At 56.2% G+C, this 15,542-nt stretch carries 14 protein-coding genes; 3 read left to right on the top strand and 11 right to left on the bottom strand.

Annotated elements, in window-relative coordinates; genetic code table 11:
* Window position 1: 1 nt before the first annotated feature.
* The 3 genes from ctaD to PDUR_RS02280 all read right to left on the bottom strand — a co-directional run bounded on the left by ctaD (window position 2) and on the right by PDUR_RS02280 (window position 3,538).
* On the bottom strand, window positions 2-1,840 hold the full coding sequence (gene ctaD / locus PDUR_RS02290; RefSeq protein WP_042208980.1) for a cytochrome c oxidase subunit I: 1,839 nt from the start codon (window positions 1,838-1,840) through the stop codon (window positions 2-4).
* Window positions 1,841-1,960: 120 nt separating this feature from the next.
* Complete coding sequence (gene coxB / locus PDUR_RS02285; RefSeq protein WP_042204912.1) at window positions 1,961-3,007, bottom strand: cytochrome c oxidase subunit II; 1,047 nt, start codon at window positions 3,005-3,007, stop codon at window positions 1,961-1,963.
* A gap of 342 nt (window positions 3,008-3,349) precedes the next feature.
* Complete coding sequence (locus PDUR_RS02280; RefSeq protein WP_025691166.1) at window positions 3,350-3,538, bottom strand: hypothetical protein; 189 nt, start codon at window positions 3,536-3,538, stop codon at window positions 3,350-3,352.
* Window positions 3,539-4,123: 585 nt separating this feature from the next.
* Between PDUR_RS02280 and PDUR_RS02275 the strand changes: the two genes are divergently transcribed.
* Window positions 4,124-4,462, top strand: coding sequence for a DUF4870 domain-containing protein (locus tag PDUR_RS02275; RefSeq protein WP_042204911.1), 339 nt, complete (start codon window positions 4,124-4,126; stop codon window positions 4,460-4,462).
* Window positions 4,463-4,557: 95 nt separating this feature from the next.
* Entirely contained in the window at window positions 4,558-5,478 is a 921-nt protein-coding gene (locus PDUR_RS02270) for a diacylglycerol/lipid kinase family protein (protein WP_042204910.1), read from the top strand.
* 213 nt (window positions 5,479-5,691) lie between these two features.
* Here PDUR_RS02270 and PDUR_RS02265 read toward each other — a convergent pair whose 3' ends face one another.
* The 4 genes from PDUR_RS02265 to PDUR_RS02250 form a co-directional block, all read right to left on the bottom strand.
* Window positions 5,692-6,270, bottom strand: coding sequence for a xanthine phosphoribosyltransferase (locus tag PDUR_RS02265; RefSeq protein ID WP_042204909.1), 579 nt, complete (start codon window positions 6,268-6,270; stop codon window positions 5,692-5,694).
* A 99-nt stretch (window positions 6,271-6,369) separates the two neighbouring features.
* Window positions 6,370-6,675 carry a hypothetical protein gene (locus PDUR_RS02260; protein WP_042204908.1) on the bottom strand — a complete coding sequence of 102 codons (306 nt, stop codon included), beginning with the start codon at window positions 6,673-6,675 and terminating at the stop codon, window positions 6,370-6,372.
* A 44-nt stretch (window positions 6,676-6,719) separates the two neighbouring features.
* Entirely contained in the window at window positions 6,720-7,562 is an 843-nt protein-coding gene (locus PDUR_RS02255; protein WP_042204907.1) for a TrmB family transcriptional regulator, read from the bottom strand.
* A gap of 36 nt (window positions 7,563-7,598) precedes the next feature.
* A complete protein-coding gene (locus PDUR_RS02250; protein WP_042204906.1) occupies window positions 7,599-8,336 on the bottom strand; it encodes a zinc ribbon domain-containing protein in 738 nt (245 codons plus the stop codon).
* A 543-nt stretch (window positions 8,337-8,879) separates the two neighbouring features.
* Here PDUR_RS02250 and PDUR_RS02245 point away from each other — a divergent pair.
* A complete protein-coding gene (locus PDUR_RS02245; RefSeq protein WP_156130655.1) occupies window positions 8,880-9,491 on the top strand; it encodes a GTP pyrophosphokinase in 612 nt (203 codons plus the stop codon).
* Window positions 9,492-9,589: 98 nt separating this feature from the next.
* On the opposite strand, the gene PDUR_RS02240 is transcribed toward PDUR_RS02245, so the two are convergent.
* The 4 genes from PDUR_RS02240 to PDUR_RS02225 all read right to left on the bottom strand — a co-directional run bounded on the left by PDUR_RS02240 (window position 9,590) and on the right by PDUR_RS02225 (window position 15,369).
* Window positions 9,590-10,375 (bottom strand): hypothetical protein, encoded by a 786-nt coding sequence (locus tag PDUR_RS02240; protein ID WP_042204904.1) that lies wholly within the window; start codon window positions 10,373-10,375, stop codon window positions 9,590-9,592.
* A gap of 52 nt (window positions 10,376-10,427) precedes the next feature.
* A complete protein-coding gene (locus tag PDUR_RS02235; protein WP_042204903.1) occupies window positions 10,428-13,514 on the bottom strand; it encodes a DEAD/DEAH box helicase in 3,087 nt (1,028 codons plus the stop codon).
* A gap of 373 nt (window positions 13,515-13,887) precedes the next feature.
* The gene (locus tag PDUR_RS02230; RefSeq protein WP_042204902.1) at window positions 13,888-14,697 is read right to left on the bottom strand and encodes an alpha/beta hydrolase; all 810 of its coding nucleotides are present in this window, start codon (window positions 14,695-14,697) and stop codon (window positions 13,888-13,890) included.
* A gap of 84 nt (window positions 14,698-14,781) precedes the next feature.
* Window positions 14,782-15,369, bottom strand: a complete 588-nt coding sequence (locus PDUR_RS02225; RefSeq protein ID WP_052409937.1) for a TetR/AcrR family transcriptional regulator — start codon at window positions 15,367-15,369, stop codon at window positions 14,782-14,784.
* Window positions 15,370-15,542 lie beyond the last annotated feature (173 nt).

Raw genomic sequence — 15,542 nt, 5'->3', positions numbered from 1 at the left:
TTCACCTTCCTTCCAGCTCTTCCGGCTCAATATGCCAACCATGATCGTCGTACAGCGAACGCACCAGCATGGCTCCGAAAGTAATGAGCAGACCGAGAGCGGTCACAATATAGTTGTTGAACAAAAAGCTGACGAACCCGCTGACGAATTGGTCCCGGCTGAACATAAACCCGAGACCGGCGATAAAGATCCCCACCGACATGATGAACGGCAGCGGCGTCGCCGAAGGCATATGAATCGATCCAATGGGCTCGGCCGGGGTCATCCCCTTGTTCCCCGCCATCTTTTCCTTCCAGAAAGCATCAAGGCCGCGCACAAGCGGCGTCTGCTTGAAATTGTATTCCGGCGGCGGCGACGGGATGCTCCATTCAAGCGTGCGGCCGTCTTCCCAGGGATCGCCGCCAGCGTCCATCGGCTTTCTTGAAGTAATCCAGACATTGGCCAGAAAGAGCAGCATGCCGGCACCCATCAGCCCGGCCCCGATCGTACTGACCAGATTGAGCAGATCGAAATGCTGATTCGGCAGATAGGTGAACACCCGGCGCTGCATGCCCATCAGCCCGAGGAAATGCTGAACGAAGAAGGTCAGGTGAAATCCGGTGATGAACGTCCAGAAGGTCCATTTGCCCAAAGTTTCACTCAGCATGCGGCCGAACATTTTGGGCCACCAGTAGTGCAGACCCGCGAACAGGCCCATCACCAGCCCCCCGACGATCACGTAGTGGAAATGCGCCACGACGAAGTACGTATCATGGAACTGGAAATCCGCGGGCGCGGATGCTAGCATTACGCCGGTTACGCCGCCCATGGTGAATGTCGGAATGAAGCCGGAGGCGAACAGGTTGGGCGTAGCAAAGCGCACCGAACCGCCCCATAATGTAAACAGCCAGTTGAAGATTTTGATTCCCGTCGGGACCGCGATCAGCATCGTCGATACAGCGAAGAGAGCGTTCGCAACAGGGCCGAGACCGGTCGTGAACATATGATGCGCCCAGACCATGAAGCCGAGGAACGCGATCAGGATGGTTGCGAACACCATGGAGCTGTAGCCGAACAGCCGCTTGCGCGCAAAGGTCGGAATAACCTCGGAGATGATGCCGAAGGCTGGCAGAATCAGAATATACACCTCGGGATGGCCGAAGATCCAGAAGATATGCTGCCAGAGCACGGGGCTTCCGCCCCCTCCAGGCACAAAGAAATTCGCGCCGAGAATCCGGTCGAAGGTCAGCAGCACAAGGCCGACGGTGATTGCGGGAAAAGCGAACAGAATAATGGCGGATGTGATAAACGTCGTCCAGGCGAACATCGGCATCCGCATAAATGACATGCCCGGCGCGCGCATCGTAATGATGGTCGCCAAGAAGTTAATGCCGCCGATCAGGGTGCCCAGGCCAGCGATTTGCAGGCCAATTGTGTAAAAATCGACGCCGTGCGTTCCACTGTAAGCGGTACCGGACAGAGGCGTGTATGACGTCCAGCCCGCGTCGGGCGCGCCGCCCATCATCCAGCTGAGGTTAAGCAGCAGGCCGCCGAACAGGAACGTCCAGAAGCCGAGCGCATTCAGAAAGGGGAAGGCAACGTCGCGCGCTCCGATCTGCAGCGGAATGACCGCGTTCATCAGCGCGAAGATAATCGGCATGACGCCGAGAAAGATCATCGTGGTGCCGTGCATCGTAATCAGTTCGTTGAAGGTCTGGGCGTCGACAAAATCATTCATGGGCTTAATGAGCTGCCACCGGATCAGGAGCGCTTCAATCCCGCCGATGCCAAAAAATAATCCTCCCGCCCACAGGTACAGAATGGCGATTTTTTTATGATCGACGGTCATAATCCAGTCCATCAGCCCGGTATACCGCTTGACGCCGTGCGCGGCAGGCTTCGGAGATTTCAAGGTATGCGCTGCTTGAGCCAAGGTTCGTACCCCCTTTTCAGTGATCCGCTTCCGTATGGGCTGCCGTAACTAGTTCAATTTATAGCCGGCCAGATATTCGGCGATCCGGTCGATTTCGTCGTCACTCAGGCCCATATCCTGTTTGGGGTCGGGCATTAGATTACCCGGCTTTACGCCTTGCGTGTCATGCAGCCACGTCTTCAAATTCTCCTCCACGGGAGCGCCGTCCTGGCGGGTATCATCATTGAGCAGAATACCGGCCACCGATTCACGGGAGCCGATGCCGGTCAGGTTCGGTCCCACCGACAGACCCTGATCGCCGACCGCGTGGCACTTCAGGCACTGCTCCTTAAAGGTCTTAGCAAGCGCCGGATCTTCGGGAAGCACCGCAGGTGCTTTTTGCGCCTCTATCCACTGATTAAATTCATCATTGCTAACCGCTTTCACTTTAAATTCCATGAATCCGTGAGAAGGTCCGCACAGCTCGGCGCATTTGCCACGGAACACGCCCTCCTTCGGCGCACTGAAGCTGAATCGGTTGGTCGCTCCGGTCGGGTTGGTGTCTATTTTGCCGGAAAGTGAAGGTACCCAGAAGGAGTGCAGCACATCATTTGTCGTCAGTTCAAAGGCAATGTCCTTGCCGGCGGGAATAATGAGATCCTGCGCCGTCTTGATGCCGTAATCAGGGTATTCAAATTCCCACCAGTATTGGTGGCCGGTCACTTTGACTTTGATCGCGTTCTTGTCGCCTGAATGATTGTCCCCCAGGGCGAACACCGTCCTCACCGTCGGAACCGCCAGCACGATAACGAGAATGAGCGGAATTACCGTCCAGAGCACTTCCAGCTTGAAGCTGCCATGGGTCTGCTCTGGAATTCCATTCTGTCCCGGCTTCCTTCGGAAGCGGATCATCACGTAAGCCGCGATGGAAAATACGATCAGCAGTACGACAATCATGATGGAAATCGCGAGCTTCATCAGTCCCAGCGAGCTTTCCGCAGCCGGACCCTGCGGCCTAAGCACCGACAGGTCTTCACGGCCGCAGCCGGCGAGAACCATTCCGAAAACCGCGATCAGGGGAAGAAGCCGCCTTGCAGACTGCCACGTTCTCATCATCGATCAACCCCGCTTTTTCCGATTTCATCGATTACATGCCCTGCGCTGTCAATTATAACAATCACTATTAATATAATTTTCAACCCCTGTTTTGTCAATCATTCACATTTATTTCACAAAGTCAAAAAAGCTTGTCAAATCAACGTTTGCAATCGCTTTCGTAAAGCGCTATTATAATTAATAAGCACATAAATCGCTTACAATGACATCCCCCCTCTATTATCCATTTGACAAATTTTCATCGTTTGAATCCATTACATGCAAGAATGCACAAAAAAACCGTTCTCTGCGGATATCGCAAATCACGGTTTATAAAATCCTTACGGATGAAAAGACAGACAGTTAAGAGACTGACGAATTTAACTTTACCAGCTCATGCTCTACGACCATGGTGAGTTCTTCCTCATAGCCTCCTGTAATCCGGTATTTACGGACATAATCTTTGACGAATTTCTTGGGATCCTTGGGTCGGAAAATACGTGTCATTTCCCGCAGACTTTCCTTGACTTCGTTGTGACCTTTACTTGCCATGATCAGTTCCCTCCCAAAACATTGAAATGAATGCTCCGTTGTAGAGAATGCATGATGAAAAGTCCGCCGTTACTTCGAAATGCAAGGGCTAGTTCTAGATGTTAAAAGCTCGAAAGCCGCTTGCATTTATCGATCCATTCGCTAATTAGCCGGGCGAAAAGCCAAGCCAGCGTATTTAGGGACCGGTGAAGCAGGTTCGTCGCGATTTGGGCTGAGAGCTTCCGGTGTCGATTAATTAACACCTTGACATTGTGATTACCCGAAAAGCCAAGTCTCTCTAAATCACTCCTTTCGGGCTTTATCGTTTTATTGTAGCATATTCCGGTCCAACTTACACCTTTCCTGTAAAATGTCCACATGAAAAACTTTATTGACAGAATATCCCGGAACACACGTTCTATTATACCATAGTTTTTAGACCATCGGTCAAGCCATTCATGAAAATTTTCAGAAACATTCCTTAATTAAGACAAGCCGGCAGAGCTCATACTTTGTCCAGACCGCTCATAATCTTGTTATAGAGAAGCGCCCGAAAACGGCCAAAGCCACAGGGTGCTTGGTTCATATGACAGGAGAGTGAAGCCCTTGTCCCCTTTTCGTTCATCCGTCGGCTTGCCAGATTATATTGCGGCTGCACTGTGCTATCTGTTCCCCTTTGCCGGAGGCATCGTCTTTCTCGCTCTTGAGAAGCGCAGCCGGTTCGTGCTCTTCCACTCTCTTCAATCGCTGTTAGCCTACGGCGCGCTTATGGTCGGCCATGTGCTGGCCACTCTGCTGCCATTCATCGGCCCGCTGCTGGCAGCGCTCATCTTCCTAATCAGCTTCGGCGTTTGGCTGCTGATGTCGTATCATGCGCTCAGAGGCAGCTGGTATAAACTGCCGTGGGCCGGCGATATCGCAGAGCGGCAGCTGCGGCGGCTGTGAGTCCCGCTGGTTCATGAAAGGGATTCCCTTTTGCCTCTGCTCTTCGGTACAATGATGGAGAACAACAGCATGATTTTGGACCTGGGGGAAAAAGAATGTACCTGTTTGTGATCAATCCGCGCTCCGGCGGCGGAGCCGGACGGCGCGCCTGGCTGCGGGCCGAGAAGCGGCTGAAGGAGCGGGCGGTCGAGTACGAGGCGCTGCACACAGAAAGCGCCTCCGGCGCTGGGCGCGATGTGATGCAGGCGCTGGCGCGCCGTGAGAAATGGAGCGCCTGCGTGGTGGTCGGCGGCGACGGAACGATTCACAGCGTTCTCTCGGCGCTCCTGGCAAGCGGCGTTCCGCTTGGCATCCTGCCCGCTGGCTCCGGCAATGACACCGCTCGCGGCTTCGGCATTCCGCTGGAGCCGGAGGCCGCGCTTGATGCCGTGCTTGACGGCGCCAGCGTCCCGGCCGATCTGCTGCTGGCCGGGGACAGTTATACGCTGACCGCCGTCGCCAGCGGATTCGACGCCCAGGTTGCGGAGAATGTCAACGCCAGCCGGTACAAACGGGTGTGCAATGCCCTGCACGCGGGGCCGCTGGCCTATCTCATCGGCGTTCTAGAGACGCTGATCACCTTTAAGCCGTGCCGGGCCAGCGTTGTCTTGGGCGGACAGGAGCAGCACTTCGAGGACGTCTGGCTGGCGTCAGTCTGCAACCTGCCAAGCTACGGCGGCGGGCTGCTCATCGCGCCGCAGGCGAGACCGGACGACGGCAGGCTCGACGTCTGCGTCGTCCACGGGTGCAGCCGCATGCAGCTGCTGCGGCTGTTCCCGACGGTGCTTACGGGCAGCCATGTCTCGCTGCCCTTCGTGACGATGCTGCGCGGGACAAGCGCAGCGATCCGCTTCGATCGCGAGCAGCCCGCGATCGGCGACGGCGAGAGCCTTGGCCGCGGCGCACTGGCCGTGCGCTGCGAGCCGGGGGCGCTGCGCGTGCTGGCGCCTCGGGGCGCAGACCCCGGGCCGGCCTGACGAGGCCGGCGCTGACATACGCCAAGGCCCCCAGAGGCTGCTCCGGAAGGCGGATTAGCCGCCCCTAAGCCCTCCATTCCCTTCCCGCAAGCGATAACAGAAAAGCAGCCGTTATGACCCGGGCCAGTTCACCCTCCATAACGGCTGCTTTTGTTCATTACTGGCCCCCGATCCACTCAAAGACGATTCGGCGGTCCTCACGGCAATAGCCGCCTACTCCTCTTCGACGAAGGTAACCTTCCCGTCCTCCAGCGATGCGATACGCACGAGCGACTCCACCCGGTAGCCCGCTTCCAGAAGCAGCTTCCGGCCGGGCTGAAATGATTTCTCAATCACGATGCCGATGCCGGCCACCGAAGCGCCCGCCTGCTCCACAATCCGCGTCAGGCCGAATGCGGCCTCGCCGTTGGCCAGGAAATCATCGATGATCAGCACACGCTCGCCCGGAGCGAAGAACTTTTTGGAGACGGTGATTTCATTGGTCTCTCTTTTGGTGAAAGAATAGACCTTCTCCACGAAAATATCCTCCGTCAAGGTCAGCGATTTCTGCTTGCGTGCGAAGATAAGCGGAACCCCGAACTCCAGCGCCGCCATAATACCCGGAGCAATGCCCGAGGATTCAATGGTCAGCACCTTCGTAATCCCTTCCTCAGCGAACAGCTCCTTGAACTCGCGTCCGATTTCACGCATCAGGAACGGGTCCATCTGGTGATTGAGAAAAGAGTCCACCTTCAGAACACCCTTGGCGAGCACAATGCCTTCGCTTATTACCTTTTGCTTCAACAATTCCATATGTAATCCTCCTTCTCCTATCCCGTAAAACTCAGCTGTAGGAAAGACCCATTCTTCCTCGAGGTTCCAGGAGGAGAGAACGGGTCTTTCGCAGCCGCATTAAAGACCTGACGGCTTCTGCGGCAGGAGGTTGCCAATGATGGATTTCAAATCATGATCCTCCCCGGACTTCCCGCCACCGGCGTCATACTCCGTAATCCGGATTTGGGAATAGCCGGCGCCCGGGTCCACTGGCTTGAATATCAACTTCTCCCGGTCGTCCAACCTTACGTCGAATTTCATCTCCTTGAACATGTCGATCAGCTGTTTCTCGTCCGGGACCGTTCCCTCTTCAATGAACAGCAGACCCCGCAGCGATTTCGGACCGCTTGAATGCAGCACCTCAAAATGGACGATACACTCCATTCTTCTTCACCCCCCTGGCATGGTTTGGGCTATTCCAGTATACGCTAGCTGTCATCCCGAGTGTTCCCCGGAGTTTGGACCTCCATAAGGTCCTCTTCGTCTTCTTCGTCACTTCCAATGTATTTACGGTATATGCTCCCGTAGCGGTGGCCGTAGCGCCGTTCCAATTCGGGCCCCATATCCTGTTCCAGCTCAAACAGTACCATTTCCTGAGTAAAATGGCCCAGCAGCAGCTCCACCAGCACCCGGTGCTCCGTAACGACGGCCTGAGCCGTTCCATCACCGCCACGCATACCGAGCATACACCACCGGCGGTCGACCACAAAGGAGAATTTCCGTCCCTCGGATTCCTCCTGCTCTTCTAGAGGCGGCCACTGAAGGTAAGGGCTTGCGGCATTGCCGCCATCGAACGCCCAGAGCAGCCGAACACCGCGGCGCTCGGCCTGTTCCAGCTCACTGCGCAGCAGCGAGGCTTCCTCCCGCCACACATCGACGATGATCTCGTGTTCCGCCTCGTTCAGCTGACGGATCAGCGCATCCATCACATTGCGTTCGCCTTCCACATTATAAAAGGTGGTGCTGACCGAGCCGCCGCGCGGCATTTCGTTCTCGACGAAGGCCAGCGACGCCTGAACCCGGCCGGAAATCATCTTTGCCAGCTCTTCCGGAGCCAGAACGCTGTACCGCGCGGGCTCTCCGTCGCCGCAGCGCACATAGCCCTGCTGGGTCAGGCGCTGGAGCGCGGCATACACATTCGACCTGGAGACGCCAAGCCGTTTCGCCACCTCGTATCCGGAAGATTGTCCGATCGCCGCCAGCTCCACCATGATTTTGGACTCCATTTCCGTAAAGCCCAGACTGCGCAGATGCAGCAGCAATTGTTCCATTCCTATCCTCCCCCCCAAGACCGGCTCAATGTTAGACTAAATCTGTTCCGATCCGCAGCGCGGGCACCACATGGAGCCTTTGGGCAGGTCCGCCCGGCAGATCTGGCATTTTACCATCTCGCGGGGGCCGGTATCGCCTTCCGTCTCTTCCCGTTCCTTCGACTGCCAATCCCGGATACGCCGGTCGAGCTCAAGCTGCCTTTCCCGCTCCCGCTCTAGTTCATCGGCAATCCGTCGTTCAGTCTTTGGGCCTTGCACGTTCCCGGCGTATTCTTCCAGCGGGATCGGCAGCTCCTCCTCCTCGCTCTCCATATACATATAGCCGTAGGGCTCCTCCGGTCTCTGTTCCGGGGCTGCCTCCGGTTCGTCCGGCAGGGCCGCTTCCGGCTCCTGGTGGTAAGCCTGGGCCGAAGTCTTCGCAGTCTGTTCCAGCTTTTGTCCGCAGTGCGGGCAGAAGTTCGCGTCCAGCCCTACAATATATCCGCATTTGCAGAGCCGTTCATTTCTAAGTTCGGCAATGCGCGAGCGCAGAGCGTCGATTTTATCCTGAAGTCTAAGGCAGGAACGGGAGTGCTCAATCATTTGACTTTCAGCCAGCGTTAAATCCCTGGAACGGTAGCCTTCATAAAAGAGCTTGCCCATCTTCATAAATTCCATTTCCATTTCACGTTCAATATCGGAAATCCCGCTGTTCAGCTTGCCGATCTCCACAGAGTTCTGCGCTTTTTCGCTAACCCGGTTGGCTCCGTCTTTAATGCGCTGCAACAGATTCATCGATAGTTCCTCCTTCTCATGGGTGAGCCAAAACACAAGCACCGCTTGTTAAGAAGAAACGCCTGACGGCGTCTTTTTAAGACGCAGGTACGTTTCTCGTAAAAATATAAGGCCAAACGATAGACGCGAAGCTTATAAAGTCTTACATTTCGCAGAAACGGCTTCACCGCCCATAAGGAGGGTATCCGTTTCCACTAAGACTTATGTCAAATTAGGTAGACGCATGCGGCGCCGCCTGAAACTATAACTCTATCATACCAAATGTGACGGTCAGATTCATTATTTGTCGCCTTATGTATAATAATGAAATAACTAGATTTATCCGGCAGCAGACCCATTGGATACAGATGGTATTTTTTGCTTCCAGCCCTTCACTTCGGTTAAAATGAAAGGGGATTATAAATACGTACATTCGGGAGAGTATCCGTGAAAGAGCAAAATAGCCGATCGCTGACACTAGAGCAACTGCAGGTTCATGTACAGGATTTGGGCCACTGGGAATTAACTGAAGACCTGTCCAGACAGCTTGGCGAATTCAAAAAAATGCCCGCCCTCTACCGTCTTGCCCTGAATGAGCTGGAGAATAAAATGGAAACACTGAAGACCGAATGGGAAATGCGGGACGGTTACAGTCCGATCGAACATATCAAGCGCCGGATCAAGGAGCCGAAGAGCATCCTGCAAAAATTGGAGCGCAAAGGCCACGCCTTCAGCTTCGAAAATATTGAAAAACATATTCACGATATCGCCGGTATGCGGATTGTATGCGCCTTTGTCAAAGATATATACCGGCTTGCCGATCATTTGAGCAGCCGGGAAGATATTCGCGTGCTGGAAATCAAGGATTACATCGCCCACCCGAAGCCAAACGGGTATCAGAGCCTGCATGTGATTGTCGCCGTGCCGCTCATTCTTTTGGAAGGAACCCGCTGGGTAAAAGCCGAGATCCAGCTGCGCACACTAGCGATGGATTTCTGGGCGAGCATGGAGCATATTCTCTACTACAAATTCGACCAGCAGCTTCCTCCCCATGTTGCGGAAGAGCTGAAGAACGCCGCACGCGCCGCCGACGAACTGGACAAGAAAATGCTGCGTCTGCGCAGGGAGATTCTGGAGCTGTCGGAAGGAGCGGAGAATACTAAAAAGCAGAAATAACGAAAGGCCCCTAGGCATCTTCACAATCCGCCACGGGGCCCTTCTTTTTCACCTATTCGCGCTTCAAATATAGTGCGCGGCATACTCCATAAAATAAATCATTTCGCCAAGCCTTTCGCCCGGCGGGCGGCAGCCTCCGCCGCCCGCTGCATAATAAGCTCAAGCCCTTCGTTCGCCCGGGGGACATTGGGCAGAAGCGGCCGCCAGCCCTCCCCAGGTGGCGGCAGGGAAGGAGAGACGGGAACAGGCCGGGACCGGACTTCCGAAAACAGGGGACCCGGCTGATGAAGCGAGCCCTCGGCGGCGGCGTCCGCCAGCCACTCCCCGGCGGAAATCGCCGTCCCCTTCTTCTCCAGCCTTGCCAGCTCCGCAGACAATGATGCTGACGCAGGCCCCGCCCCGGCTTCTTCCGCCGATGGGGAGCCGCCCCCAGCCCAGAGAGCGAAGACCGCATCCGTCAGCTCGCCCTTCGGCAGACCCCGCAGGGCGAGCGCCTCCAGCGGCTCCTTCGCAAGCCGTTCTCTCACCTTCGCCAATGCCGCCTTGTCTCCGTCCCCTTCGTCCGCATCCGGGTCCGCAGGGGCCGAAAGCTCCGAGTCGTCCGGCCACAGCCCAAGTTCGGCCAGCCAGGCGGGCAGGCATCCTTTGAGCAGTCCGTATAATTCTTGCGGACTCTCCGCCAGCCGTTCCACTACCTCCCTGCGCCGGGACGGCGTCCATACCTCCATCTTCAGCACATGCCGGAATTTCGGGGAAGCCTGCTGCGAGTCCATGGCCCCCTCTCCATCCGTATGACCCTTGGCGGCCGTGCCGGATACGGGTGTCCATACCGCCGTGAGTCTTCCCGGTGCGGCTTCGATCTGCATGTTCATCGTCTCCGTCATACCTTCCCTCCACCGCTTGCTTCCCTCGTTTTATTTACCCGGATCGAAATCGCTACATCCAATCCTGGTTTTGCAGCTCAATCAGTTCCTTCAGCTCGTGATCGGGCATTTCGGTGAGCCAATTCTCTCCGGAACCGACGACCTGCTCGGACAGATTCTTTTTCCGTTCGATAAGTTCGTCGATCCGCTCTTCCAGCGTTCCTTGGCAGATCAGCTTGTGGACCTGCACGTTCTTATGCTGTCCGATCCGGAACGCACGGTCTGTCGCCTGATTCTCCACTGCGGGGTTCCACCAGCGGTCGTAATGCACGACGTGATTGGCCCTTGTCAGGTTCAGCCCCACTCCGCCCGCTTTCAGCGAAAGGACGAAGAACGCCGTTCCCTCCCCTTCCTGGAAAGAGCGGACCATTTCGTCACGATCCCTTTTTGGAACGCCCCCGTGCAGAAACAGCGGCATCTTACCGTAGCGCTTGGCCAGTCTGTTCACCAGCAGCTCGCCCATCGACACATACTGGGTAAAAATGAGCGCCGATTCCCCAAGCTCCGCGATGCTGTCCAGCACCTCGAACATGGTCTCCATTTTGCCGGACTGATCATGTCGGCCCTGCCGGACTTCCTCCTTGCGGAAGAGCTGCGGATGATCGCAGATTTGCTTCAGCTTCGTCAGCGAAGACAGAACCAGCCCCCGCCGCGCCATGCCCGAGCTTCCTCCGAGAGTATCCAGCATATCGTTCACAACGCTCTGATACAGCAATGCCTGGTGCTCCGTCAGCGTGCAGTAGTTCTTCAGCTCCAGCTTCTCCGGAAGATCCTTGGAAATATCGGGGTCGCTCTTCAGTCTCCGCAGCAGAAAAGGCGACACGAGCCGGTGCAGCTCTCTTAGCCGATCCGCCCCTTCGCCGCTCCCGTAACGCTCGCGGAAGGAATGATAAGTTCCGAGATAGCCCGGGTTCAGAAAATGAAAAATCGACCAAAGCTCCCCAAGCCTGTTCTCCACCGGCGTTCCGGTCATGGCAACCCGGTGGGGAGAAGTGAGCCGCATGACGCTCTGCGCCTGCTTGGTCCGGTAATTTTTGATGTATTGAGCCTCGTCCAGCACAACGGACGACCATGACACCGAGGCAAGGTCCTCGCTGTCCCTGCCGGCCAAATGGTACGAGGTCAGCACGATATCATGCCCTGCGGCCTGCTCCCGGAAGTCTTCGCCCCGCAATCTGCGGCTTCCGTGATGAATATAGACGCTCAGTGAAGGCGAGAAGCGCAGCAGCTCCCGCTGCCAGTTGCCAAGCAGTGAGGTCGGACACAAGATGAGCGCTGGGTTCCGGCCGGCTGCGGCTTCACCATCGGCCGCCGTCTCACGGCCCAGCAGACAGGCAATCACCTGAACCGTCTTCCCGAGACCCATATCGTCGGCGAGACAGACTCCAAAGCCCAGCTCGCTCATAGCGCTCAGCCATTGATAGCCCCGCTCCTGATAAGGGCGCAGCGTCCCCTTCAGCTCCAGAGGAACAGGACGCGCGGGCAGACTCCGCGCGGCGTCTCCGCGCATGAGTGAGGCGAGCAGGCCGATGGTTTCCATGCCCGTAACGGGCATTCCCTTCCACAGCCGCTCTTCCCCTTCCTCCGCCTCAAGACGCATCCAGTCGGATGCGGACATTTCTCCGCTCTCATGGCGCTTCATGTACCGGAGCACCTGGCGGATTTCCTTCGGGTCCACTTCAATCCATTCTCCGCGGAACTTGATGAAAGGCACTCCGGCTACCAGCAGCGCGCTCAGTTCCTCCGCGCTGACGGAACTGTCGCCAAGCGAAGCCTCGATCCTGAAGGAAACGAGCGTCTCCATACCGAGCGCAAGCGGCTGGGAACCGCTTGGCATCTCCGGCAGCCGCATCTTGAGTCTCATGCCGATACGGCGGCGTCCCTCTTTGCTCCAGCGCGACGGAAGCTGGACGGTAATTCCCCGATTAGTCAGCTCCTGTACGGTCTCCTTAAGGAAATAATACAGCCGTTCCGGCCCAAGATCCACGCCGGTCGGAGCGGGGAATTCGAGCGCCCGTGAAATATCCGGCGACAATTCCGCCGCCCGCCCCAGCGCCGCAAGCAGCTGTTCCTGGATTCCCTTATAGCGTTTGCCCCAAAGCATAAATTCCCGTTCACCACTGCTCCAGACAGAGGCTGCGGGAAGCCAGAATCCGCTCTCTTCCCGCCCCTCTGCCCAGAAGGACAACCGCCATATCTCACCGTCTTCTCCCGGCGGCTCCAGCCTTAGTCCGAGGCCGAGCTGTCCGCTCTGTTCCTCCGCCGCTCCGAAGCGCGGAATATCGTTGTCCGCTGCGGAGTTCACCTCCGCCAGCAGCTCCGTTACCTCGGCGGGAGTGCCTTGAACGGGGATGTCGCGGCTGCCCGTAAGCAGGCTGTTCCACCACAGCTCGGTCAATGGCGACCGCCCCCGGCGGTAATTGGCCTTGAACGGGAGGAGCTCCTGCTCCATTCCGGCCACAACTCCTTTGACCTCCGCGCTGATTACAGCCTGAAGGAAGGAATACAGCACGGCTGCCCCGGCCTCCTCCCGGGAAGCCGGTTCGTCCCCCTGCATGACTGGCGAACCAAGCGCCAGCACCGGTATGGAGGCGGAGAACCGCAGGAAGGCTTCCCGCTGACCCGGCTCCCTGCAGACGGGAACCCAGCAGGTCTCCGCCGCCAGCTCTCCGCCGCGCCGCCGCGAGCCGGCCGTTCGCGGCGGCGCGGCGCCCGGAGCGATGCCTCCCGTAGCGATCAGCTCAAGCGCAAAGCGGGCCGCAGCCGCCCAGTAGCCCATCTCTCCCCCGGGCTCAATACCCTGCCGTTCGCAGAGCGCCTCGTCCCAGGACAGCAGCAGCTCAAACGCGTCTTTCGGAGAAAGGGCCAGTCCTTCAAGCATTCTCCCGGCAAGCGAACGCCGCGCCGTCCTGCCTTCATTTCTGGCTACGGGATATTTCACTTCCGCCAACCGAAGCGCCGCGCCCGCGAAAGGACGACGCCCGCCAAGCTCAAGCCGCTTGACCACGCGAGTCCATGCATCTACTTTGGGTTCCGAAGTCTCACCGGAGAAGCAAAATAAAACATCCCCTAACCACATTGCATACAGATGCTTAGTCATCGTGATCTCCTGTCTTTTTGAACAAGCCAAAACGAAGCAGCCCGCACCAAGGAATAAGCGGCAGCCGTTTCAGCGAGGAAAATCAAGCCGGTCTATCTCTGCCAGTGGCACAGCTCCTGAATTTCCAAAAAAGGTTTTATCTCCATCTTATACGAAAAAGCCGGGATTTAAAATTATTTCTGCACATTTACGATCTCGAATTTGCACCGCCTACCTAACTTTCGACAAATATGGACGCCGGCTGCTCTTCATTCCCGTGACTTATGGGTCAGACAGCCCGGCTGGATCAATGATCTTAAATCATATGTATGTAAAAAAAAGCCGGCGCTTAGGTGGATTCACCCTGTTCTTGGCGCCGACTTGCTTGAATATTTCATCCGATCTCAGCAGGCAGCTGTTCCTTCAGCCAATGTTCAATGAAGTCCGCCACCTCTTCCCAGCCCGGCTGCGCGATAATCCAGTGGCTGCGGCCGGGAAATTCCTTGTATTCCGTTACGGCTCCAGACCGCTGATTGTAGAGGCCGTAGTTTTTGTGGACCGCTTTGGCGGGAACGATCCGGTCAAGCTCTCCCGCTATCATCAGCAGCGGTCCGCGTTTGCCATTGTTAAAGTCCACTTTGAACGGGCTGTTCGAAGCGAACGGGGCGGCTGCTCCCTGAAAAAATATTCGCGTCGTCTCCGGCACCACATGTTCCCGAAAAGCCCGTTCCTGCTCGGCCTTGCCAAGCGTATGGACAAAGGCGTACTTAAAGTCCCTGAGGGACATCGTGAAGGTTTTACGCCAAGGCTTGGACAGAATGCGGGAGATTGATCGTATCGTGGTCGGATAAGCAGCCGCGACAACGCCTTTGGGGCTGGCGGAATTAATCGCGATTCCCGCCAGCCCCAGCCCGCGGTCCATCATCAGCTGCGTCAGCAGTCCGCCGAAGGAATGGCCGATAATAATCGGCTTCTCCGGCAGCGCCCGGATAATTCCGGCATAGTAATCGATTAGATTCTCAAGCCCCAGCTTGCCTAGTTTGGCTTCAGGACGGTCCCGCAGCTCGGGTACTGACTGACCGTGAAAAGGCCAGGCCGGCGCCAATACATCAAAACCTCTGTCCTTGAAATACCCCATCAGCGGCTCAAAGCTTGCCGGTGTGACAAAGGCTCCGTGAATAAATACGATCGTCGGTTTTTTCATTGTACTCTTCTCCTTTGATTTGTTTATTAGTTACCTACTAGTAGGTAGGTCAACCGAAAAAAAATTTGTCTCTCTACTTGCGGATCATTTCGCTACAGTTGTCTTACCATTAATCAGTGACATCAGGCGATTCTTCACCATACTGAACTGCCGCGCATCGTTAAATGCCCTTGAAGCCAGCAGCCCCCCGTGTATACTAGCCAGAATGGAATGAGCCATTTCATTAATGGGAGCTTCCCCGCCGGCGAATCGGTTCTCCGCAGCCGCGTCTCGCAGCAGCCGTACCAGCCAATCCGTTATATCCCGGAAATGACCCCGAATCTCGCGGGTAACCTCTTCAGGCAGAATCGGAATCTCGGAGGCAAGCTGCGCACAAAGGCAAATATCTGTAGCCTTGCTTTGCAAAGACGCCTCCCAATAAGACAAGTACTGTTCAAGCTTCTCCCGCGGATCATTGGTCAGAGAATCGAGCTTCGACAGATTTGCCCGAACTTCCTGCCGGTATCTGCCCACCACATTTTGCACCAGATTGGCTTTGGAGGGGAAGTGGTAATGAATGCTCGCCTTCTGGATACCGATCTCAGCAGCTACATCCGCATAGCTGAAAGCACTGTACCCTTTCTCCAGTATCAGGCGGTTTGCCACGTTTATTATATGATCGGATCGGTTCATGTCCTTCACCTCTTGAACTCAGTATACCTACTAGTAGGTAGAATGTCAACAGCCGAAATTCTTTTTTTAAAAAAACCCTTTCCCGCTATCCTGCACATTGTCTGCAGTCCTGCCGGGAAAGGGTTTATGCGAATCCGGTCACCCTATAAGGCTGGATTCCGGATTTCAATACA

Origin of the sequence: Paenibacillus durus (genome assembly GCF_000756615.1) — a bacterium.
GTDB lineage: Bacteria > Bacillota > Bacilli > Paenibacillales > Paenibacillaceae > Paenibacillus_AQ > Paenibacillus_AQ durus.
Note: the sequence above shows the minus strand (reverse complement) of the source record. Positions and strands in the feature narration are given on the sequence as shown.

What these genes read in the sequence shown, in the direction of transcription:
- coxB (WP_042204912.1), bottom strand. Translation starts at nt 3,007, where the DNA reads ATGATGAGAACGTGGCAGTCTGCAAGGCGGCTTCTTCCCCTGATCGCG.
- PDUR_RS02225 (WP_052409937.1), bottom strand. Translation starts at nt 15,369, where the DNA reads ATGAACCGATCCGATCATATAATAAACGTGGCAAACCGCCTGATACTG.
- PDUR_RS02260 (WP_042204908.1), bottom strand. Translation starts at nt 6,675, where the DNA reads ATGGAGTGTATCGTCCATTTTGAGGTGCTGCATTCAAGCGGTCCGAAA.
- PDUR_RS02235 (WP_042204903.1), bottom strand. Translation starts at nt 13,514, where the DNA reads ATGACTAAGCATCTGTATGCAATGTGGTTAGGGGATGTTTTATTTTGC.
- PDUR_RS02240 (WP_042204904.1), bottom strand. Translation starts at nt 10,375, where the DNA reads ATGACGGAGACGATGAACATGCAGATCGAAGCCGCACCGGGAAGACTC.
- PDUR_RS02230 (WP_042204902.1), bottom strand. Translation starts at nt 14,697, where the DNA reads ATGAAAAAACCGACGATCGTATTTATTCACGGAGCCTTTGTCACACCG.
- PDUR_RS02265 (WP_042204909.1), bottom strand. Translation starts at nt 6,270, where the DNA reads ATGGAATTGTTGAAGCAAAAGGTAATAAGCGAAGGCATTGTGCTCGCC.
- ctaD (WP_042208980.1), bottom strand. Translation starts at nt 1,840, where the DNA reads ATGGACTGGATTATGACCGTCGATCATAAAAAAATCGCCATTCTGTAC.
- PDUR_RS02280 (WP_025691166.1), bottom strand. Translation starts at nt 3,538, where the DNA reads ATGGCAAGTAAAGGTCACAACGAAGTCAAGGAAAGTCTGCGGGAAATG.
- PDUR_RS02255 (WP_042204907.1), bottom strand. Translation starts at nt 7,562, where the DNA reads ATGGAACAATTGCTGCTGCATCTGCGCAGTCTGGGCTTTACGGAAATG.
- PDUR_RS02270 (WP_042204910.1), top strand. Translation starts at nt 4,558, where the DNA reads ATGTACCTGTTTGTGATCAATCCGCGCTCCGGCGGCGGAGCCGGACGG.
- PDUR_RS02245 (WP_156130655.1), top strand. Translation starts at nt 8,880, where the DNA reads ATGCCCGCCCTCTACCGTCTTGCCCTGAATGAGCTGGAGAATAAAATG.
- PDUR_RS02250 (WP_042204906.1), bottom strand. Translation starts at nt 8,336, where the DNA reads ATGAATCTGTTGCAGCGCATTAAAGACGGAGCCAACCGGGTTAGCGAA.